The organism is Microcoleus sp. AT9b-C3 (genome assembly GCF_036705485.1).
Classification (GTDB): Bacteria; Cyanobacteriota; Cyanobacteriia; order Cyanobacteriales; family Microcoleaceae; genus Microcoleus.
On sequence record NZ_JAUBUR010000002.1, the window covers coordinates 310,719 to 330,623 of the forward strand.

General features: G+C 46.5%; 23 protein-coding genes. 9 read left to right on the forward strand and 14 right to left on the reverse strand.

The window, feature by feature from the left end; all coding sequences use genetic code 11:
• Nucleotides 1-93: 93 nt before the first annotated feature.
• From QUB77_RS03110 to QUB77_RS03120, 3 genes are all read left to right on the forward strand, one after another.
• Nucleotides 94-1,146, forward strand: a complete 1,053-nt coding sequence (locus QUB77_RS03110; protein WP_333172894.1) for a hypothetical protein — start codon at nucleotides 94-96, stop codon at nucleotides 1,144-1,146.
• Between the two features lie 93 nt (nucleotides 1,147-1,239).
• Nucleotides 1,240-1,476 (forward strand): type II toxin-antitoxin system prevent-host-death family antitoxin, encoded by a 237-nt coding sequence (locus tag QUB77_RS03115; protein ID WP_333127586.1) that lies wholly within the window; start codon nucleotides 1,240-1,242, stop codon nucleotides 1,474-1,476.
• On the forward strand, nucleotides 1,473-1,910 hold the full coding sequence (locus tag QUB77_RS03120) for a type II toxin-antitoxin system VapC family toxin (protein ID WP_333172890.1): 438 nt from the start codon (nucleotides 1,473-1,475) through the stop codon (nucleotides 1,908-1,910). Before QUB77_RS03115 ends, QUB77_RS03120 begins: the two co-directional genes overlap by 4 nt.
• Nucleotides 1,911-1,944: 34 nt before the next feature.
• On the opposite strand, the gene QUB77_RS03125 is transcribed toward QUB77_RS03120, so the two are convergent.
• Together QUB77_RS03125 and QUB77_RS03130 are read right to left on the reverse strand one after the other, a co-directional pair.
• Nucleotides 1,945-2,400 (reverse strand): type II toxin-antitoxin system antitoxin SocA domain-containing protein, encoded by a 456-nt coding sequence (locus QUB77_RS03125; protein WP_333172887.1) that lies wholly within the window; start codon nucleotides 2,398-2,400, stop codon nucleotides 1,945-1,947.
• Nucleotides 2,401-2,564: 164 nt separating this feature from the next.
• Complete coding sequence (locus QUB77_RS03130; protein WP_333172884.1) at nucleotides 2,565-2,690, reverse strand: hypothetical protein; 126 nt, start codon at nucleotides 2,688-2,690, stop codon at nucleotides 2,565-2,567.
• Between the two features lie 233 nt (nucleotides 2,691-2,923).
• Here QUB77_RS03130 and hemC point away from each other — a divergent pair, with 233 nt between their 5' ends.
• Together hemC and QUB77_RS03140 are read left to right on the forward strand one after the other, a co-directional pair.
• The gene (gene hemC, locus QUB77_RS03135; RefSeq protein ID WP_333172881.1) at nucleotides 2,924-3,895 is read left to right on the forward strand and encodes a hydroxymethylbilane synthase; all 972 of its coding nucleotides are present in this window, start codon (nucleotides 2,924-2,926) and stop codon (nucleotides 3,893-3,895) included.
• A 356-nt stretch (nucleotides 3,896-4,251) separates the two neighbouring features.
• A complete protein-coding gene (locus QUB77_RS03140; protein WP_333172878.1) occupies nucleotides 4,252-5,079 on the forward strand; it encodes a trypsin-like peptidase domain-containing protein in 828 nt (275 codons plus the stop codon).
• 321 nt (nucleotides 5,080-5,400) lie between these two features.
• On the opposite strand, the gene QUB77_RS03145 is transcribed toward QUB77_RS03140, so the two are convergent.
• Entirely contained in the window at nucleotides 5,401-5,574 is a 174-nt protein-coding gene (locus QUB77_RS03145) for a hypothetical protein (protein ID WP_333172876.1), read from the reverse strand.
• A 45-nt stretch (nucleotides 5,575-5,619) separates the two neighbouring features.
• Between QUB77_RS03145 and glgA the strand changes: the two genes are divergently transcribed.
• Nucleotides 5,620-7,047, forward strand: a complete 1,428-nt coding sequence (glgA, locus tag QUB77_RS03150) for a glycogen synthase GlgA (protein ID WP_333172874.1) — start codon at nucleotides 5,620-5,622, stop codon at nucleotides 7,045-7,047.
• 253 nt (nucleotides 7,048-7,300) lie between these two features.
• Here glgA and QUB77_RS03155 read toward each other — a convergent pair whose 3' ends face one another.
• From QUB77_RS03155 to rnc (QUB77_RS03165), 3 genes are all read right to left on the reverse strand, one after another.
• A complete protein-coding gene (locus QUB77_RS03155; RefSeq protein WP_333172872.1) occupies nucleotides 7,301-7,729 on the reverse strand; it encodes a DUF1824 family protein in 429 nt (142 codons plus the stop codon).
• Nucleotides 7,730-7,948: 219 nt separating this feature from the next.
• A complete protein-coding gene (gene rnc / locus QUB77_RS03160) occupies nucleotides 7,949-8,641 on the reverse strand; it encodes a ribonuclease III (RefSeq protein WP_333172869.1) in 693 nt (230 codons plus the stop codon).
• Nucleotides 8,642-8,687: 46 nt separating this feature from the next.
• Nucleotides 8,688-9,890, reverse strand: coding sequence for a ribonuclease III (gene rnc, locus QUB77_RS03165; RefSeq protein ID WP_333172866.1), 1,203 nt, complete (start codon nucleotides 9,888-9,890; stop codon nucleotides 8,688-8,690).
• Nucleotides 9,891-10,164: 274 nt separating this feature from the next.
• On the opposite strand from rnc (QUB77_RS03165), the gene QUB77_RS03170 reads away from it, so the two are divergent.
• Nucleotides 10,165-10,524 (forward strand): hypothetical protein, encoded by a 360-nt coding sequence (locus tag QUB77_RS03170; RefSeq protein ID WP_333172864.1) that lies wholly within the window; start codon nucleotides 10,165-10,167, stop codon nucleotides 10,522-10,524.
• 74 nt (nucleotides 10,525-10,598) lie between these two features.
• The gene (locus tag QUB77_RS03175; RefSeq protein WP_333172862.1) at nucleotides 10,599-10,853 is read left to right on the forward strand and encodes a hypothetical protein; all 255 of its coding nucleotides are present in this window, start codon (nucleotides 10,599-10,601) and stop codon (nucleotides 10,851-10,853) included.
• Between the two features lie 109 nt (nucleotides 10,854-10,962).
• Here the strand turns inward: QUB77_RS03175 and QUB77_RS03180 are convergent, their stop codons facing one another.
• Nucleotides 10,963-11,172 (reverse strand): hypothetical protein, encoded by a 210-nt coding sequence (locus QUB77_RS03180; RefSeq protein ID WP_333172860.1) that lies wholly within the window; start codon nucleotides 11,170-11,172, stop codon nucleotides 10,963-10,965.
• Between the two features lie 61 nt (nucleotides 11,173-11,233).
• Between QUB77_RS03180 and QUB77_RS03185 the strand changes: the two genes are divergently transcribed.
• Nucleotides 11,234-11,377, forward strand: a complete 144-nt coding sequence (locus QUB77_RS03185; protein WP_015176459.1) for a chlorophyll a/b-binding protein — start codon at nucleotides 11,234-11,236, stop codon at nucleotides 11,375-11,377.
• Between the two features lie 192 nt (nucleotides 11,378-11,569).
• Here QUB77_RS03185 and QUB77_RS03190 read toward each other — a convergent pair whose 3' ends face one another.
• The 7 genes from QUB77_RS03190 to QUB77_RS03220 all read right to left on the reverse strand — a co-directional run bounded on the left by QUB77_RS03190 (nucleotide 11,570) and on the right by QUB77_RS03220 (nucleotide 19,899).
• Nucleotides 11,570-11,782, reverse strand: coding sequence for a hypothetical protein (locus tag QUB77_RS03190; RefSeq protein WP_333172855.1), 213 nt, complete (start codon nucleotides 11,780-11,782; stop codon nucleotides 11,570-11,572).
• 106 nt (nucleotides 11,783-11,888) lie between these two features.
• Nucleotides 11,889-12,107: a hypothetical protein gene (locus tag QUB77_RS03195; RefSeq protein WP_333172851.1), complete on the reverse strand. Its 219-nt coding sequence runs from the start codon at nucleotides 12,105-12,107 to the stop codon at nucleotides 11,889-11,891.
• A 460-nt stretch (nucleotides 12,108-12,567) separates the two neighbouring features.
• Nucleotides 12,568-12,960: a response regulator gene (locus QUB77_RS03200; RefSeq protein WP_190655560.1), complete on the reverse strand. Its 393-nt coding sequence runs from the start codon at nucleotides 12,958-12,960 to the stop codon at nucleotides 12,568-12,570.
• Nucleotides 12,961-13,319: 359 nt separating this feature from the next.
• Nucleotides 13,320-15,887, reverse strand: a complete 2,568-nt coding sequence (locus tag QUB77_RS03205) for a PAS domain S-box protein (RefSeq protein ID WP_333172849.1) — start codon at nucleotides 15,885-15,887, stop codon at nucleotides 13,320-13,322.
• 368 nt (nucleotides 15,888-16,255) lie between these two features.
• Nucleotides 16,256-18,502 carry a glycoside hydrolase gene (locus QUB77_RS03210; RefSeq protein ID WP_333172846.1) on the reverse strand — a complete coding sequence of 749 codons (2,247 nt, stop codon included), beginning with the start codon at nucleotides 18,500-18,502 and terminating at the stop codon, nucleotides 16,256-16,258.
• 227 nt (nucleotides 18,503-18,729) lie between these two features.
• The gene (locus tag QUB77_RS03215) at nucleotides 18,730-18,966 is read right to left on the reverse strand and encodes a NifU family protein (RefSeq protein WP_006632519.1); all 237 of its coding nucleotides are present in this window, start codon (nucleotides 18,964-18,966) and stop codon (nucleotides 18,730-18,732) included.
• Between the two features lie 282 nt (nucleotides 18,967-19,248).
• Entirely contained in the window at nucleotides 19,249-19,899 is a 651-nt protein-coding gene (locus QUB77_RS03220) for a DUF3386 domain-containing protein (RefSeq protein ID WP_333074135.1), read from the reverse strand.
• Nucleotides 19,900-19,905 lie beyond the last annotated feature (6 nt).

Sequence of the window (19,905 nt, forward strand, 5' to 3'; positions counted from 1 at the left end):
TTACCGTTATTGTATGATATATCTTAACTCGCACTCGCCCCTTACAAGATGCTATTGTTTTTTTTGCGCTGACCTACTTCGGGGGAAATCAGGATGAGGAGAAGATGGCTATTTGCGGCGATTTTTGCTGGTGTGGTGACTGCTTTTACGATTCCCTACCCTTCGGGAACCCCTGCGGGAAACGGGATAGCTTCGCTTCACGCACCTTTGACACCAAACTCAGCGTTAGCAAGGACTGAACTCCCGATTACAGAAATCCGCTGGTTTAATTATTCCCCTGAAGATAGCTGGCAACCGATACAATTTATTGTACCCGATCGCAACACTGCAAAATCTGCCGACAGTCGCAAGTTGCGGTTGTACGATGTTCATATTGCCAAGATGTTTGAGATTTCTCATTTTCTGTGCGATCGCGATCGTGCTTCTGAGGGTTACAATTGGTCTTATCAAGCGGAAAATGGCAATATTGAGATGGGACGCTTCAAAATTAGCTGCAATCTCGCCCGTTCCATAGCCACAGCTTACGGGTTAGGCAAACCAGAAATTACAGTGATTCGCCGCAGCTTCAACCTGAAAAATGGTCGCCCTTCTTTTGCGCTAGAAAAATACTCTATTCCCACTTTTAATATTGCTAAAAATAGAGTTTTGCAGTGGAGGGATTTTGTGCAAAAGTTTCCCCCAATCCCCGATAATTCAGGTGCCAACCAAGCTAACAGTCGTTTTCCTGCGAGTGACATTTTTAGACAAATCAAAGGCAAAACGCGAGTGCCTGTTTTTCTTCCGAGTAGACTTCCTTTATCTGACATTCAGCAACTTGATTTTGATGTGCAAGCGGGGGTCCAAGGTTACATTGTGGGAATGTATTTAGGCAAAGGATGCCGTGCGGGAGCTTGTTATTTCGGCACAATCGAAGCTAAAAGAAATGAACCGTTTTCGCCTCCTTCGCAATTGCCGCAGGATACTTACAGAAGCGTTGAATTGGCAGGCGGATTCAGGGGGATTTATTTCAATAATTGCGGTGCTTACTGCACTGCTTTTGTGGAGTGGCAAAGACTGGGGGTGCTGTACCGAGTCACAAGGAAAAACGCACGGCAGCAAGAAGTTGTGCAGATAGCAAATTCTGCACTTCAAGCAGGGCAACGTTAAATTTTGGTGGGGAAGGGAAAGGGTACGCGCGACCTTTTTCGCATTAAATATCCCGTTGCTGTACAATGAAAAAGTACCTAAAAAACTAATGAGATGCCTGCGATTAGCGTTGAAGAAGCCAAGCAGAGTCTGCAAGCTATCTTGGAAAAGGTGGCTTTGGGAGAAGAAGTGACGATCGTACAGGAAGGCCAAGTAGTAGCTCGCGTAGTCCCGCCACTATCCAAGGAGCAGCGGTTAGCTAGGCGTAAAGCATTCCGAAACTCCATTAATGTCAAGGGCGAGCCAATGAGTGCAACAGTCATTAGGCTAAGGGAGGAAGCACGGTATTGATTTATATAGATACCAGCGTTCTTGTCCCCTTCTATTTACCAGAAGCTCTCAGCGATGCTGTTGATGAATTGCTGAGGATTGAAGACACACCTGCACTAAGTCAATTAGTTGAGGTGGAACTGTTTTCAGCAGTTGCCCGCAAATTGCGAATGAGGGAAATTTCTCCAGAAGAGGCAAGACAAATAGCCAACAATTTTCAAACTGACTTGGATGAAAATTTTTATACTCGCATCCCCTTAGAGCCAATTCATTACAATTTAGCTCGCGATTGGATTACCCGCTTTGAAGTAGCGTTGCGTACCTTAGATGCACTGCATTTAGCAGTAGCAAGTTCTAATCAGTTGCTTTTGGTGACTGGCGATGAAGCTTTGGCTCGCAGTGCTCGGACTTTAGGAATTGAAGTTCAGTTATTGATTGCCGTAGCTGAGGGCTAAAAGGTAGATCGACCTTTTGTCAAGGAAGCTGCAGTTACGCCTCCACCAAAGGTGCATAGCAGGATTTCATATCCTCGCGGGAGATGATTTTAGTTGATGTTTCCGCAGGTTTTAATCCCTGGCGGGCGTTGAGCCAAGGTGTCTCTGATTGCGTCAATTCTGCAAGATGTTTAGCACTTAATTCTCCATAAGCATTCCAAACTTCTTCGAGAACCTCGATTTCATCTTCCTCGAATTCTTCTTCAAAATTATCGGGAGCCGGAATATCGCTATATTTGTAAGCTTTGTACTCATGCCAAACATCGCGGACAACTGGGCCGGAAACCCAAGCTTCAATATCTTGATGAAATAGTGGCTGGCTTCTAAAGACTAAACTCCAAGCTTGTGCATAATACACCAGCTTTTGCAGTTTCAGCCCAGAAATGGTATCGCCTGCTTCTCGATCGACACGGCATAAAAAGTAACGAGCCACATCAAGAGCACTTTTCATAGTTTTAGGATTTGAGTAATTTGACAAATTCACTTTTGATGCTAAGCTATTTGGTGGCTTTAGAAGTACGATCGCCCTTTTCCCCTTCCCACTACATTTCTCTCTCCAAATCCCGCAACCTTTGAGCTAATTCTTTCTCTCTCCAGCTAAGCTAACTCCTCATGTCAACCAGGTTCATCCGGCTCGACCCTAGGTAAATCGTACATCGCCCGCAGCCTTTGCTTCGGAATGTCGATCGCCCCCGTGCCAGCAACGGGCAATGCTGGATGGGAAACATCATCAAGACTCACTGCTACTGGCGGTCATACGATTTTAGATTTTAGATTTTAGATTGGCAAGGGCTTATTATGTAAAGGTTTGGAGCTTGCCTACCGTTGCGTCCTTTTTTCAAACAGGCGGTCAAAATCTGGTATTTCTATTTTATCGCCCGAATTATCCCAACCAGCAATTAAAGTCCCCACCTGCGGTACGCTAGATCAGGTGAATATATTGGCTGATTTCAAGCTATCCTCCGATCGATCTTATGTCCCCAACCACATCTGCCCCTTCCCGAACCGTTCGCATCGGTTCCCGCAAAAGCCAACTCGCTCTCGTGCAAACCCACTGGGTGCAAGAACAGCTACAGAAACACTTCCCGGAACACACTTTTGAAGTCCACACCATGTCCACCCAAGGGGACATAATTCTTGATGTCGCCCTCGCTAAAATTGGCGATAAAGGACTTTTCACCAAAGAATTAGAAACGGGAATGCTGAACAATGAAACGGACTTTGCCGTTCATTCCCTCAAAGATTTGCCTACCAATTTGCCCGAAGGTTTAATTTTAGGATGCGTCACCGAACGGGAAAATCCCGCTGACGCCCTGGTAGTTCACTCCAAGCATAAAGACAAGCAACTAGATACCCTCCCAGAAGGTTCAGTAATCGGCACTTCTTCCCTACGGCGGCTGGCTCAACTTCGGCATCATTTCCCTCATTTTGAATTTAAAGATATTCGCGGCAATCTCAATACTCGACTCGCTAAATTAGATGAGGGCGGTTACGACGCGATTATTTTAGCAGTTGCCGGCCTCGAAAGATTGGGAATGGGCGATCGCATCCACCAAATTATCCCGGCTGATATCTCCCTTCACGCCGTCGGACAAGGTGCTTTGGGCATCGAATGCCGCGCCGGAGACACAGAAATCATGGCCGTGATTAAAGCTCTCGAACACTCGGAAACCGCCCAAAGATGTTATGCTGAACGCGCATTTCTGCGGGAATTAGAAGGTGGCTGTCAAGTGCCGATCGGCGTCAATACCAAAATAGAAAACGGTCAATTAACCTTAACCGGAATGGTATCGAGTCTCGACGGCAAGCGATTCGTCAAAGATACTGTTTCCGGCGCCGCCGACACTGCTGAAATGATCGGAATTGACCTCGCTCACCGCCTGCGCCAACAGGGTGCTAGTGAAATTTTGGAGGAAATATTTGCCCAAGTTCAACGCGATTCCTAAAACCGAGTGGCATCTCTTTGTCAATGCTTTTAGATGCGATATATCGCCTTTTGTACAATAATAAAAATACTAGGCGTTTCGCGGCAAAACAGATAGAGTAGCAGTCTGATTGTAGATTTTTGATGGGATTTTAGGTAGGAATTGCGCGATAGATTTCAAAAATATCGGACTAATTTAGGACGCTCCGCACGGGTGTTAAGCAACCCGGTTTCTGATGTAAGTCTAGCTGTATAGCCCAAGATTTATGGTAAAAACCGGTTTTTTTCCTAAGTCCTATAATTCTTAACCTACCCATCCACAATCTACAATCAAACATCCAAAATTAATCAGCAATTTATTTCAGGTAAAAGCCCAATATGAGCGCTAGAGAAATTCAATTAAAGCTGGAGTTGAAAAAGGTTCAGCAACTATATAGCAAAATGCAGGCCGACCAACAAGCTTTGCAGAAGCAATTGAAAGAGTTAAAAACTCAACCAGGAAATTTGTCGGATGTAGTCGAGCAAGTCTTGCCGTCGCTTGTGTCAATTTACGTCATGGATTGGGATACAGAAGAAGAGATTTCTTCAGGAAGCGGTTTTTTTGTATCGCCGGATATAATTGTCACGAACTATCACGTTGTAGAAGATATTGCAGATCAAGATTACTTCTATGAAGAAGATGAAATCGAACAGGTTTTAGTCGAAACTCACGACGGAAAATTGAGATTGGCAGAGGTGGTGTTTACAGGTAATGCTGAAGAAGATTTAGCATTACTCTTAATTAGCGATTTTACCTTCGACCCGAACACAGGGGAACAAGTGGATTCTCCCCAAGAATATCCTCCCCTAGAGTTGTCTTTTGATGTGAAAGTGGGAGATAGAGTAATTGCTGTGGGCAATCCTTTGGGGCAGTTTGCTTCAACTGTAACTCAAGGTATTGTGAGTGCAATTCGCGAACCCGAAGAATATGAAGAAACCGATGACGACGAAGATGATGTGGGCGAGGTGAAGGTGTTGCAAACTGATGCGGCGATTAATCCTGGAAATTCCGGTGGCCCACTGATTAATATGGCAGGTCAAGTGGTTGGGGTGAATACGTGGGGATGGGAAGATGCTGATAATATTAATTTGGCGATCGCCTCTGAAGCTTTGGATGATTTTCTAGCGGGATTTGAGGAGACTTTTGAGGACAATTCTCAGAATTAGTCAAGAGTTGTCCGGGGAGGAGCTCATATTTGTAAAAACTCTTCTTCTGGCTCCTTCCTTCTTCTCCTTTCCTCCTGCCTGAAAACTCCATTGGCTGCTTTCATTGAGATGCTCCCGTTGTCCGTAATATGTGATTCGGGCCTTGGCGAAGCTTGCAGAAGAGGATCGCTCTTTTTCTCAGAGGGGATGAAAAAGGCGATCGCTATTTCCTTAATTACATACTCATGGCTTTGGGGGCAGTTTTACTAATGCGTAAAGGTGAGCAGACTGCATACAATTTTTGATGTTTACCGTCCCTCAGAAAGTGACAGATAAATTTGATTAGATCGTGAAAATTATCGCGGGAGGAGAGTAGGGGCGATCGCTCTTTTTTCCACCGCACAGCGACGCCGATGGAAAAAGGGCGATCGCATTCTTGAGTAAACTGCGATCGCTACAGCAACTCAGATTTATACTTGTTTTTGGCAGGCGCGTTAATATTGTGCCACTCGCCATTTAAACTTAATCTAGACTAACAATCTCAAGGAACACAAAAAAATAATGCGTATTTTATTTGTATCCGCCGAAGCAGCACCCCTCGCCAAAGTGGGCGGTATGGGCGATGTCGTCGGCGCTTTGCCTAAATTTCTGCGGCGCATGGGACACGATGTCCGCATCTTCATGCCCTACTACGGTTTCGTTCCCGACAAAATGGACGTTCCCAAAAAACCTGTTTGGGATGGGGCTGCCATGTTTCAAAGCTTCTCGGTGTTTGAAACTGTTTTGCCGGGAACCGATGTACCTTTATACTTAATGCAACATCCATCTTTCTTGCCGCGCCGCGTTTACGGCGGTGTAGATGAAGATTGGAGGTTCACTTTCTTTGCCAATGCTGCGGCTGAATTTGCCTGGAATCATTGGAAGCCCCAAATTATCCACTGTCACGACTGGCATACGGGGATGATACCTGTTTGGATGAGCCAAGACCCCGATATCAGCACGGTTTTTACTATTCACAATTTAGCTTATCAAGGGCCGTGGCGCTGGCGTTTGGAGCAGATGACTTGGTGTCCTTGGTATATGCAAGGTCACAATACAATGGCTGCCGCAGTACAGTTTGCCGATCGAGTAAATACAGTTTCACCGACTTACGCCGAGCAAATCAAAACCCCAGCTTATGGGGAAACTTTGGAAGGTTTGCTGTCTTACATCGGTGGCAAAGTATCGGGGATTTTGAACGGAATTGATACAGAATCTTACAACCCAGCAACTGACAAGTACCTCCATCAGCAATTTAGTGTTGATACTATTGAAAAGCGCCCCGCTAATAAAATTGCGCTGCAAGAAGAAGTCGGTTTGGAAGTGAATAAAAATGCTTTTTTAATCGGCATGGTGACGCGGCTGGTAGAACAGAAGGGATTGGATTTGATAATTCAAATGCTCGATCTGTTCATGGCCTATACCGACTCTCAATTTATTGTACTTGGAACGGGCGATCGCTACTACGAAACCCAACTCTGGCAAATGACAGCCCGCTATCCCGGTCGGATGTCCACCCAACTACTTTACAACGAGGCCCTCTCCCGGCGCGTTTACGCAGGCTGCGACAGCTTCCTGATGCCCAGCCGTTTCGAGCCCTGCGGCATTAGCCAAATGCTCGCCCTCCGCTACGGGTGCGTGCCAATGGTTCGTCGCACCGGCGGTTTAGTCGATACCGTTTCCCACAACAACCCGATCGACAATACCGGTACAGGTTACTGTTTCGATCGCTACGAACCCCTCGATTTGTTCACCTGCATGATCAGAACTTGGGAAGGTTTCCGCTACAAAGATAAGTGGAGAGAACTGCAACAGCGCGGCATGAGAGAAGATTTTAGCTGGGATATTTCGGCCCGGAAATACGTCCACTTGTACAGCGATATTTTGGGACTGCCGCCGGAAGGAATCGCACCGGAACAAGAACCAGAATTGATCGTTGGTAAAGGTTAATTTTAGTAAGGTGCGTCAGTCGGTGTTTGATTCAACTGAATCGAAGGGCGGATCGACTGACGTAACTTACAGCTTAGTAAGGTGCATCAGTCAATCGATTTTAGATTTTAGATTTTAGATTTTAGATTGAAGCATTGACCCCACGGATGAATCCGGGGGCTTGTATCCTGGATGTTTTCAGTCGGTTTTTGATTCCATTTAATCGATCGACTGACTACTGACTACTGACTGCTGACTGCTGGCTACTGACAAATTAATCAACAAATAAATCGAGAGGTAAATGACCGTAAGTCCCAGTAACTCCACCTTCTGAGGCAGATTGACACGAAATCAAAACGCCCCGGTAAGTTCCGGGATAGCCGTCAACATAATACGAACCCTTCAAAGTATTGAACTTAATATAAACCGAACCAGCAAAGGTCGAGACAGCATTGGGATCTAAAACAGCTTGATATCCCAAAGCTTTCAAATAAGCTTCTAAAGCTAAAAACCCCTCATCCGTCGAAGAAGCGCACACTCCCAACATTTGATAATCCGACAAACTTGCTACCAGCAAAATTGCTTGACGGAGTGCCTTTTTTTCCAGGGGCGATGCTACAGATTGCATATCCAGACAAGTGAAATCTTTGAGGATTTGCTGTGCTTCTTCAACAGTTAGAGTAGTCGGGTTGTGAGTAGACATGAATTGCTCTGATATTTCCCAAAATTACGATCGACAATCGGGCACTCATCAACGAATTTCTGCCATTGCAACCCTCAATCGACGGCGGTAACACTTGCACAAGTCCTGATTATAGCCGATTGTGTGCTCTGGCAATCAATTCGGGCGATCGTCTTCGAGGGCTTAGCCAACGCCGGTATCGCACAAAAAAGCTAGTAGTTTTTACCCGCGTTTTCAAGTTTAGATCAGTCCGGGTTTTTTCAGTTTTGCTAGCGCATCTTCAGCAGCATTTTTCTCAGCATCTTGTTTGCGACGACCCCTGCCAACACCGTACATTTTACCGCTGACATACACTTCAGCAGTGAACTCTTTGGCATGATCCGGGCCTTCCTCATCAATGATTGAATATTCGGGGTTTTGACCGAATTTTGCCAGAACCCACTCTTGAAATCGATTTTTAGAGTCTACAAGGTTTTTTGGCCCTGCATCGGACTCAGGGTAAACCATACTCTCAGCAACTGGAATAAACAGCTTTTTAACAAAGGCGCGGACAGGTGTAATTGTTGAGTCGAGATAGTACGCACCAATAATCGCTTCAAAAGTATCGCAAAGCAAAGAGGGATTTTGGCGACCTTTATCTTTTTCAGCCCCTTTTCCCAGGCGCATTAACTTGCCTATACCTAGTTGCTCAGCAAACTTTGCTAGCTGATCCTGATCGACTAATCCAGAACGCAAGCGAGTTAATTGAGCTTCGCTAAAATCTTCATAGTGCTTGTACAAGATTTCGCCAACTAGATAACCTAGGAGGGCGTCGCCGAGGAATTCTAGTCGCTCATTGTGTTCGCCTGCTTCTGGGTGTTCGTTAACATAGGAACGGTGGGTTAAAGCGCGTTGCAATAGCGATTCATCTTTAAATTTTGGAAGTTTGTACATTTTGATGTCTGGACTTGCTGGGAAATTAATAGCATGGAAAACGTTTCTATATTAGCCTGAGTTTTCTCAGTGCGTCTTCAGCCGCACGTTTTTCACCTTCTTTTTTACTGCGACCACTTCCTTGACCGTATACTTGTCCATTTATACGCACTTCCACAGTAAATTCTTTAGCGTGATCTGGCCCGGCCTCCTGGATTGTGATGTATTGAGGGGTAATTGGCCCGATATTCTGGTGTACACATTCCTGAAGCTGATTTTTTGGGTCTACAAGAATGTTATAGTTCGGTTCTGGCCCCGAAGAAATAAGTTCTTCCACTACTGGCGTAAATAGCGGTTCTACAAAATCGCGGACTGCCTCAATGCCAGAATCGAGAAAATATGCGCCGATAATTGCTTCAAAAGTGTTGCTGAGCAACGACTCTTTAGCAGTACCTCCACTTGTTGCTTCACCCCTGCCTAGCAGCATCCACTGGCCGATATTCAAGGCGGCAGCAAACTTTGCCAATTGCTTGTCTTCCACCAACAAGGAACGCAGGCGAGTTAGATCGCCTTCATTTTTATTTGAGTAATGGCGGTAGAGATATTGGCCACTTAGAAAAGTCAGCAAGGCATCGCCTAGAAATTCTAATAGCTCGTTGTCTTTGCTGACTGCTTTAGGATTTTCGTAAAGGTAAGAGCGGTGAGTGAGTGCCTGATTTAGCAGATCGGCTTCCTGAAAAGGTAGCCGTTTTAGTAAATCGCTCAATCTTTCTCTAATGCCGTCTTCTTCAGCAGAAAAATGGCGATTTTCTTGACGAGTGTGTTCTTGAGACAGGAGTTGCAGGACTTCTTGCTGTTGCTTTTCTGCTTCTTTAATATCGGCTTGTGGTGCGGAGACAGCTTTTAGTAGTCGGGCAATACTATCCAGGGCGCGATAGGTGTTAGCGGTGGAAAATGGGACTTGGTGTGCCCAATCGTTGCGGACTTGGATAAGTTCAGTTACCAGGCCGTTTTCTGTAGAATTTAGCTTTTCGTTGAAAACTTTATCCCACTGCTTTGACATGACTAACAGCAGCATAGCAACATCTTCACTCAGAATACTGTCTGCTGATTTTTGTTTTAATGGTTTATGCTTAGGTAAGCAGGACTTAGCCTCTTTTTCCCAGCTATTGCTGTAAACTCCCTGCATTTCCTGTTTAAGATAAGGATATAATCCCTGACATAAGAGGTTTAAAGCTCTGTCAACTCGTTCGCGATTGCTAATAGCCATATGTTGTTTTTAGTTGCCTTTCTTATTGCTACATTCAGAGTTGTGAGTTTTTCGTAAAAGCGGATTTTTTCAATAAACCGGCTTATATTTAATTAGTTTATAATCTTTTGCCGATCGCCCCGAACGATCGACTGCTGCGGAGGAAGTCTGCCAAGTGCGAGCGGAACTTCATTCTGCACGATCGTCGCATCAATTGTCAGCTATAGTCTATTAGGGGAAATTTTACACCAAATGGGATGATACCATAATCCTAAAACAGTGTAATTTTTACCCTATGTTGCGAACTTGCAGAACGTCGCGACGCGACAAATGGTTTAGCTGGCTGAGTGAGTCAATGGAAGCTTGGGATTTTTGCCGTCGGTGGTTCCACGCCACACAAGAAGAAGAAAAAGCCAGAGGCTACAAAGCGCGTTGCAACCTGCTTCTGGTAAAGGTTTTAGGGGTTAATATTGATGCCGTCAAGCGGTGGGGGCCGAGTTTTGAAAAAATGCCAGACCACCACAAGCGTACCTTGTCATACGCTGACACGCTGCGAGAGATGATAGAGGTTGCTGGCAAAAATGAAGATTTTTTGGAGGAGGTACTAGAACGAATCAAAAACAAATCTAAAAAAATAGGGGAATATTTACACTAAATTTTTGGTGTCAAGCGGGCTTGGTGTTGTATTTTTTGGATGTAGCACTCAACTAGCAAAAGCCTTTAATCACTGTGACACAAAGTTTTTTATCCAATTCCAGCAGCGACGCCATTCAACTTCCCGCGTCAGAGCTAACTCCCGACGCAGCAAATCCTGAGAAAGAACCCCTCAAACATCTGCTGATAGGTTCTCCCCAAGCTGTCAGGAGTACAATTTACCTACTCCACGCGCGCGGGTACGCTGAGGTTGGTGTCTGGAGTCCCCTGCTACCAACTGCTAAAAGTGGTGAGGTGATGAGTATTTTTGTGAAATACCTTCGCATCTAATAGATTCAGATTGCATGGTGCCCCGGAATTATGCTGTGTGCGAAACAATTAGGGTTTGCTCTTCCGGGGCACCCCAGGCGGAGTGTCGCTACATTTTTGCTATTTTATATTAACTAAAAATTATTTTTCTGATATCCTTCGACCCACGCGCCCTGACCTCAGAAACCCGGTTTCTACGACATTTTACGACGAGTCGCGAAAAATACAAGAAGAAACCGGGTTTCTCGCCTCCGATGCGATCGCCCGATCGCCCCTCTCCCTGCGGGCCCATCCCGCTGATATCCGGCATTTGAACAGTAAATGTAAAAATATGTTGCAAACTTTGTACTGCTGTGTTAAGTTTAGTTACATAAGGTTGAAATTAAACGAGGTTTCTGGTTATGGAAAACAAAGACGCAAAAGTTGGCTTCACTGAGTTTGCTGAAACCTGGAACGGCCGTTTGGCAATGTTGGGCTTCGTTATCGGCTTAGCTACCGAATTCCTCACCGGTCAAGGCATTCTCTCTCAAATCGGTTTGATGTAATCAGCTCTTCTGCATACCATAGCTGAAATTTAGGCGATCGACCCCATCACAAGTGCAAAAGCCCCCCCGCTATTAAGTCCCCTTCACTTCACACGGAAGGGGCTTTTGCATTTTTTATCAACAAATCTAACAGATGGGACAATCAAAAATCTTTTCCGTCTCAATATTTATCGCGAGACTAACTCCAGCAAACTAAGCAATTTCTACAGACTCAAACATCCTCAATTTAGGAGTCAAAGTCGCCACCTTCACCAAACCGTCGCGTTTGTGAGTCCGCCCCCCGTTAAGTAAAATCATCTCCGACAGATCCGGCATTTCCTGCCAGCAGTGCGAGCAGAACCAATAAACGCGATTGTGGCGAGCGTGGCGGAGCAATTTAGAGGAGCAACAAGGGCAACTATTCATGATATTTTAAACCTTTTTTGAAGATGTGGAGCGATAACCAAATCATTAGAGAGATTCACGAATGCCTGCATATCTCAATTCCAGGCACAAAAATCAAAAATCTCTTTCACTCACAGCTTTGAGCCTCGCGCAAGTAGAACTTTTGGAGGCCTAACAGTAACACCACAATCAAAAGCTGAACGCTCCAAGGAGCCCAAGAGAAACCCCAAATAAAACAACCCAGACCGGCCCAAGCCACAAGAACAAAAATATCTTGAGAGGTTTGCCAGTAAACCCAGACTGCTGCCAGAGAAACTATTAGTAGCAAAATGTAAGCTGAGGGCATAGTCGTCTTCTCCCAATGTGTCTGCCAACAGTCAGGAGCGATCCCTGACGTTCTGCTTAAACATAAAACTAAAACCTGAAGAACTTATGAAGACGAGTGAGTTGTTACAAAAAGTAAAATACTCCTGCTAGCTTATATTTTTCCGATAAATCAGTAAGAATACTGAACTCATGGCTGAGGCCGAATTCGGTTAAATGAATGCTAGAAATAGCGACTTAGGCATCCCTAATTTGTATCAATTTCACCCCAAGACGGACAGGGTTGAAACTGATACCGGACTGAGGTTTTTAGTCTTAAGCGGACAGGACAAAAGGTACGGTGCCTAAGTCGCTACAAACATCCTGTGCTATCGACCGGATTCTAGCTGAGGCACAATACCAAAGAAACCAAGTTTTTTTAACTCTCTTTGCCTGCAAAACTAATGCTTGAAAAGCTGCACAATTCAATAAGGGCGATCGATCTATTCTTGCTCCCAGCCCAAAGCCTCAGCGACCTGAGCCGCCAAAAACATCGGTTCAAAAGGCTTGGCAATCACGCTCACCACCCCCAAATCCGCGAACATCCGCCTGTCCCCAGCCAGAGCCTTAGCTGTCAATAAAATTACCGGAATATGCTGCGTAGCCTTATTAGCTTGTAACTGTAGAAAAGTAGTAGGCCCGTCTTGGTCAGGCATCATCACGTCCAATAGAATAGCATCAGGCTGTTCGGCAAGAGCCTTAGCAACACCCTCGCGGCCCGAACTCGCTGTCAGGACTTCCCAGCCCCCCACCAGTTCAAGACTGACTTGAGCTACTTCCCGAATATCTTCCGCATCGTCAATAACCAAGATGCGCTTGGCAGTCAAAATTAACATTTTTTTAGAAATGAGAACTGATCACAGATTAGAGGGGAAATGTGAATATTTTGTAAAGCAAATTATTTTAGCCGATCGGACTTTACAGTAAATTTTCAAAACTGTATAGCAGATGTTGAAAAAAGAAGGAACAAGGAAGACCGAAGTTGCAATCGAGCGGCAGGATTTCAACTAACAACATCCTAACCGTCTGGCGCGGTTGCTGTAAAATATCCCACCCAAAAAAAGCCGCTTTTCGACCTCTAATCGCGCTTTTTGCCTGCTGTCCCCAAACTGCAGAAAAGGCTGAGATTGTTTGCTCTAGTCATCGACAAACAATCTGCACAAAATCAGTAACTTTGGGTACACCTGGGTAATAATTAACTTTCAGTTGCAACCCCCTCCCTGAGAAGTGGCAGACTTAAGAAAAAAGTGCTGCCCTCCCCCACAACACTCTCCACCCACATCCGCCCCCCGTGCTGCTGCACAATACTGCGACAAATAGCCAGCCCCAAACCAGTACCTCCCTTCTGGCGAGAATCAGAAGCATCAACCTGTTGAAAGCGTTCAAAGACCATCTCCAGTTTGTCTGGCGGAATGCCCCGCCCTTGGTCTTTCACAGCAATCACGATGTACCACGAACTCGGAACTGGCAAGTGCGGATGTGCAGCGGCAGGCTCAGGAGATAACAAAGACGGAGACGACACCGACTTGTGCGCTGCTTTTTCTGCCAAATCCAGATTGTGGCTCAACTCCCCGCTCAGCCAAACTGTAGCGCCGGAGGGAGAAAATTTTATAGCATTACTGAGTAAATTTGTCAAGGCTTGAATTAGCCGATCGGGAACAGCTTGCAATTGCGCCCCTACAGGCTTCACCGACAGAGTAATTCCCGCCTGCTGAGCCATTCCCTGCATCTCGTCAGCCGCCTGCAACATCAGCTCAGCCACATTGCAAGTTTGTTTGATAGCAGTGCTGTAACTCGACTCCATCCGCTCTAAATCTAGGATGTCGTTGACCAAGCGCACCAAACGGTCAGTGTTAGTGACAGCAATCTCCAGCATCCGCTTAGCTTTCTGGGGGTAAGCGTCCAGCAGGCCACTGTTGAGGAGGCCGAGGGCGCCGTGAATTGAGGTCATGGGCGTCCGCAGTTCGTGGCTGACAACAGAGATGAATTCATCTTTCATGCGCTCGACGGCAAGCCGATCGGTGATATCCTTAAAAGTCACCACAGCTCCAATAATTTCGCCTTGTTCTCGCATCGGAGCGACAACGTACTCAACCGGAAAACTGCTGCCGTCTCGCCGCCAAAAAATCTCATCGGTGACGCGCCGCGCCTCTCCGTCTTCCAAGGTGGCTAAAATTTGAGAACTTACCCGGTTCGGCAGCAGTTTGCCCGCCTGCGGTGCGGCGCAGTGTGGGATAGGTTCAGACCCTGAATTGATGTCTTTTACAGGTGAGAGTTGCTGGATCGCCTTTGAGCATTCTTCCTGTACACGGTGTAAGCTTTCATAGAGTGGTCGATCGATCAATTGCTTCGATTCACACCCGGCCATTCTCACCGCCGCAGGATTGACAAAAGTTACTTTTCCCTCTTTGTTCAACCCGCAAATTCCTTCTCCTGCGGAGAACAAAATCATTTCTGTTTGGTGGCGGAGTTGTTCAAAGGCTTTTTCGACTCGCTTGCTGTCGCTGATGTCGCGAGCGATTGTGGAAACGCCCGTTACCGCTCCAGTGGCGTCTTTAATCGGAGAAATCGTCAGGGACACATCTATTTGTTGACCGTCTTTCCGCAAGTGCACGGTTTCGTAATGGTCGATGCTGGCTCCAGCCCTAATATTTTCCAATATTTGAGGCATTTCCTTGGGGCGTTCGGGTATGGCTAAAATCTCGATCGACTGGCCCTTAATTTCCGCGGCACAGTAGCCGTAAATCTTCTCGGCTCCTGCGTTCCAGCTCTGAATAGTCCCGGCGAGGGTTTTGCCGACTATGCCGTCGTCGGAAGACTCGACAATCGACGCCAAGCGCACGAGTTCGTCTCTAGTTTGCTTGTGTTGAGTAATGTCGCGACCCAAAATCACTATACTTTTGCGTCTGCCGTCGGGGTGAAATACGGGTACCTTAATCACGTCGTAGATTTTCACAGTACCGTCCGATCGGGGAATTATTTCTTCCCCTCTAGAAAGGGTACCTTTTTCCCACGCTTCTCGATCGCTCACCTCGCACGCCTGTAGGGCCTCCCGGTAAAAACTGCTGAGTTCTCCTAGCTGAGAATCTTTGAGGCTGCGGTAGTCTATTTTTTCTAGCTCGAACACTTCCAATATCGCTCGATTTGCCTCCTGCCACCTGCCCTCGCCATCTTTGAAGCAGACAATATCTGGCATGGCATTCATCAGCAAGTCGAGATAGGAGTTTTCTCGCCGTGCAGCTTCTACCTCCGCCCGCTTGGCGATTTCCCGTTGCAGGTTTTCGTTTGCCGTTTGCAGCGAGTCCTTTAACAAACTTTCTGTAAAAGTCTGTTCTTTAATTACTTCCTGAAGTCTGTGGAGTTCTAGCGACAGTCGCCTGCGGGCCAACAAATTCTCTACCCGCAAGTGCAGTTGGGTGGGTTCGACGGGACTTACTATCAAATCGTCTATTCTGCGATCGAGTTGTTTTGCCTGCTGCGAAAATGGCTGCTCCAAAAGAGCAGGCGTTTGGGACTTACTAACAAGCAAAAACGGTAAAAATATCGGCTCGGCGGCAGCTTTTAATGATTCTACCAGCGGCCCGATGCGATCGAAATTTGCCTCGTCGAGAATGCACAAGTCAAAAGCGATTTGGGGAATGGGAAATTCAGAGTTGGGATCTAAAGCGCGATCGAGTACGATCACCTCATGCTCGGTGTTGAGGTGGGCGATCGGCAAATTAAGTTGTTGGTGGCGATCGACCAATAGTAAAATGCGGCTCATTAGTGTGTTAATTTCCCCATGACTAATGATATGATGTCCGGTAAATTAACCATTATATGTTTTGTAGTCAGGACTTAAGTCCTCTTTTTTATGAGGAATGAAACCCTCACTACAAACAAATTTTATAGCCCTCGATCGACCGGACGCGAGCGAAATGATCGAGGCATTAAGTAGCCAGAGTTGAAGCCCCAATTTAATATAATTGGATAATTATTTAATTGTTTGTTGGTTCAAAAAATGACTAATGACTAATGACTAATTACTAACTCAGGGGGCGGGTTTATATTTATTTGGGTTGTCAGTTCTATGAAAGCTGGTGCAACCCGCCCCTACAGCCTAATGACTAATGACCGATCACTAATGACTTTTTACGGCATTCCGATCGGAATCAAAGCATCTTCCGGCATACAGCTAGAGTAACGACTCCCTTCCGATAAAACCGCAATCAGCCTCACCTGCCAGTCGGGCATAATCTGCAAATCCGCCCAGGGTACTGCTACCTCCAAACATTTATCCACTCCCACTTGGGCGCGGCTAATGCGGGGCTGCCAGCGATCGCCGTCTTCTGCTTCCTGAAACCAAATCGATTTCGTCAGCAAATTAATCTCTAACTGATGGTGGTACCTATAGTTTAGCGGTGCTTCGTCAGGCAAACCCGACAGCGGAATCAGACTGTTGTGCATCGTGCGATCGGGATAAAACCAGAACAAATTTAACTGCTGCGGGCAATCAATTCCCGGCCGCACCCCTACCTTGAAGTCGGCACGAATGTAAAAATTCAAGTGGTCAACCCCATACCAAAGGCGCTGAATTGCCGAACTCCGGTGCATCGTACCCCTTGCTCCCCCAACTTCAATCCGGCCGGCTTTGTCCCAATCCTGTTCGTTGCCGATACCGTCAATCACCGGGTGAATAAAGCTCAGCGGCAGGTGGTCGCCTTGAACCTCGTGCGCCTCTACTTGCCGTCGCACTTCCGGGGGTACGGGTTCGCCGAGAGCTTCGTAAATTCCCGCTACGTGTTCGCGAAATAGCTGGTCGAACATGGCATCTTGGTTCGACGTGTGGCCTTCGCCAAACCACCAGAACCAGTCGGAACCTTCGGCAGCGTAAAGCGCTTCCCAAGCTTCTGGATTGCTTTCTTCTGTGGCCTCTGGATGGTTTGCCAGCATTTGTCTCGCGGGCCCTAACAAGTCCCAAGCGCGATTTTTCGCCGGATCGCCGATCCAAGTTGTGAGGGAACCGTCCACCCAGGAACCGGTGTGCAATTGGGCTGCGGGAATTGTTTCGGTTGCTGGGAATTTGTCGAGAAATTCCGAGACTGTGACTAATTTGATATCTGGATTGTCGCTGAGAGTTTGATAGAGGGATTCTAAGAACGGTTTGCCGTCTTGGGGATAGAATTCCCAGCAATTTTCGCCGTCTAGGGCGATCGTCACTAACCAGGGATTTTCTAAAGCTGTTTGACCCTCAGACTGTCGGTTTTTGAGAGTTCTGCCGATCGCTTCTAAGTGTCCCACTAAATCTGATGCTGCTTTTTCCGGTTCCATCGAACCGTAGGTAAACCCGATCAAGTCGGACAATCTGTGGTCTCTAAATACTATGGCTAAATCACCGTCAGAAGTTTCTAAACGGTAAGGGCGATATAAGAATTCGGGTTCGTAGACATTCCCTGTAGCGTCGCGGTTGAAAAAGTGTTTAATTGTCCACCCCAATACTGCTTCATCCGAGACTATCCATTTAAAGCCTTGTTTGGCAATGTAGGGCAAAATTTCCGGGCTGACTGCTTGTTCCGACGGCCACAAACCGCGCGGTTGGCAATCAAATCGGTCTTCATACATTTCCCAGGCTTTTCTCAGGTGTCGGGGAATATCTTCTGCCCACTGAAACCTGTGTTGTGGCAGCGTCATGTTTGGAATAGCTATGCGGCCGCCATTAGTGTCGGCAAGCAGTGGTAAAATCGGGTGCGTGTAGGGGGTTGTGGAGACTTCCAACTGCCCCTCAGCTTGCATTTTACGGTGCTGGGGAATGATGCGAGCGAGGATTTCTTTTTGTTTTGAGTAGATGTTTTTTCTGTCTACCAAACTAAAATTTTGTCCTTGTTTGAGCCACCCTGCAATCTGGGGGTCGTCCCAAAACAGCGGGTCAATCCAAGCTAAATTGTGCCAGGCCAGCAAGTCGCTAAAATCCTGCAATTTCCAGTTTGCCAAACACCACTGAATGCCTTTTTCCTGCCGCTGAGTGTAGAGTTGAGCATAGCGGGGGTGTGGCTGAATCAGGGTGTGGTAATTGGCGTCAAAGAAGTGTTCTAAAATGAACTCTTGGTCGGTGATGTTTAAAGTTTCTGTTTGCTTTAATGTCACCGCCAAGTAAGGGTCTAATGCTCTGTCTGCGATGCAGTCTTCTATCTGCAAAATCAAGGAAGGAACCAGGTTTACAGTTTGATGCAGTTTGGGATATTTTGCCAGCAGGAGAACTAAATCCAAGTAGTCTTTGACTCCGTGCAAGCGCACCCAAGGCAGTCGGTAATCGGCTGCTGCTGCGCTAGTTGATACTTTGGATTTGTAGAGCGGTTGGTGTTGGTGCCAAATGAAGGCTACATAAAGGGGGTGAGACATTGAATTTAGTAATTAGTAATTGGTAATTGAATTCGGTAATTGGTAATTGGTAATTAAATTTGGTAATTGGTAATTGGTAATTAAATTTGGTAATTGGTAACAGTCAACAGTCAACTGTCAACCGTCAACTGTCAACAGTTAACTGGTAATTGGTAACAGTCAAACGTCAACAGTCAACAGTCAACCGTCAACCGTCAACCGTCAACTGCCAACTGCCAACTGACTATTTACATTACCTGTTCGACTTCGGCAATTTCTGGGATAGCCTCGCGCAGGCGACGTTCAATGCCCATTCTCAGAGTCATTGTGGAACTCGGGCAAGACCCACAAGCTCCTTGCAGTCTCAGGTGTACCACTGGGCCGTCAATTTCTACGAGTTCGACGTTGCCGCCGTCGGATATCAGGTAGGGGCGCATTTCATCGAGAACTGTTTCGACGTTATCTCTGGTTAGTGCTAGTGTCATATTTCGCCTCTGTGATGATTTCTTGCAGTTGATGAAAGTTCGATTTGAGCCAAGGGCAGCATTCTCAACCGCGCGAGATTTAAGAAACCGGGTTTCTTGAAAAAAGACTTGCGTACTCAGATGAGCTGGCTGCCGGAAACCCGGTTTCTGTCACGCTGATGCTCGTCGATCTGAATTCGCTCTCTCGTTCGATCGTAGCGTTACTTGCCGCCAAATCAAGTTGATTCTGATACGTTAATCAAAAAAACCCGTTTTATTTAAGAAATCGGGTTTTCGATCGCGCTACACTACTGCTGGTTCTAGCAGTTTGACGTTGGAGTAGTTGAACTCGGTTGTTGTCAGTTGACCTTTTTCTTTTGCTCGAACTACTTGCTTGGTCATGACATAATAGTCGCCTATCTTCTCAAAGGTATCTTCAAATTCGAGTTCTCTGATGATTTCGTCTGTTTGGGGGTTGCGGAAAACGGCATCGTAGTGAGTGGCCAAAGAACCTTCGGGTGTCTCTAAGCTTTTGTGCGTGTCAATTACGAAAGCCATGCGGCCCATCACCCGGCTGACTTGACAAATTGAGAGACCTCGGATTTTATAATTCGAGCCCATTGAGTCGCCTTGCACCAAGATGTCCACAGCGTCGGTGCTGTCCTTCTCGCCCAGGGTAAAGCTATTTTTGCCGTGAGATTTTTCAAATGTCGAGCGTTTGCGGTGGGTGACAATATCGCGCATTTGGGTGTAGACACTTTGCTGCACTTCCTCATCTTCAATGCCGCTGACTTCCACGCTCATGTCGGGTTTGATGGAAACATGACCCGTATATACTTCGTCGCCCTGTTTGAGTTCAATATCGGCACTGTAACCGGGAAAATTGGCATCCCAGGTATAGCGGTGTTCGTAAGCAGCGCGAAACAAATCGCGAGCGTTGGCTTGCTCTGTCATAAATCC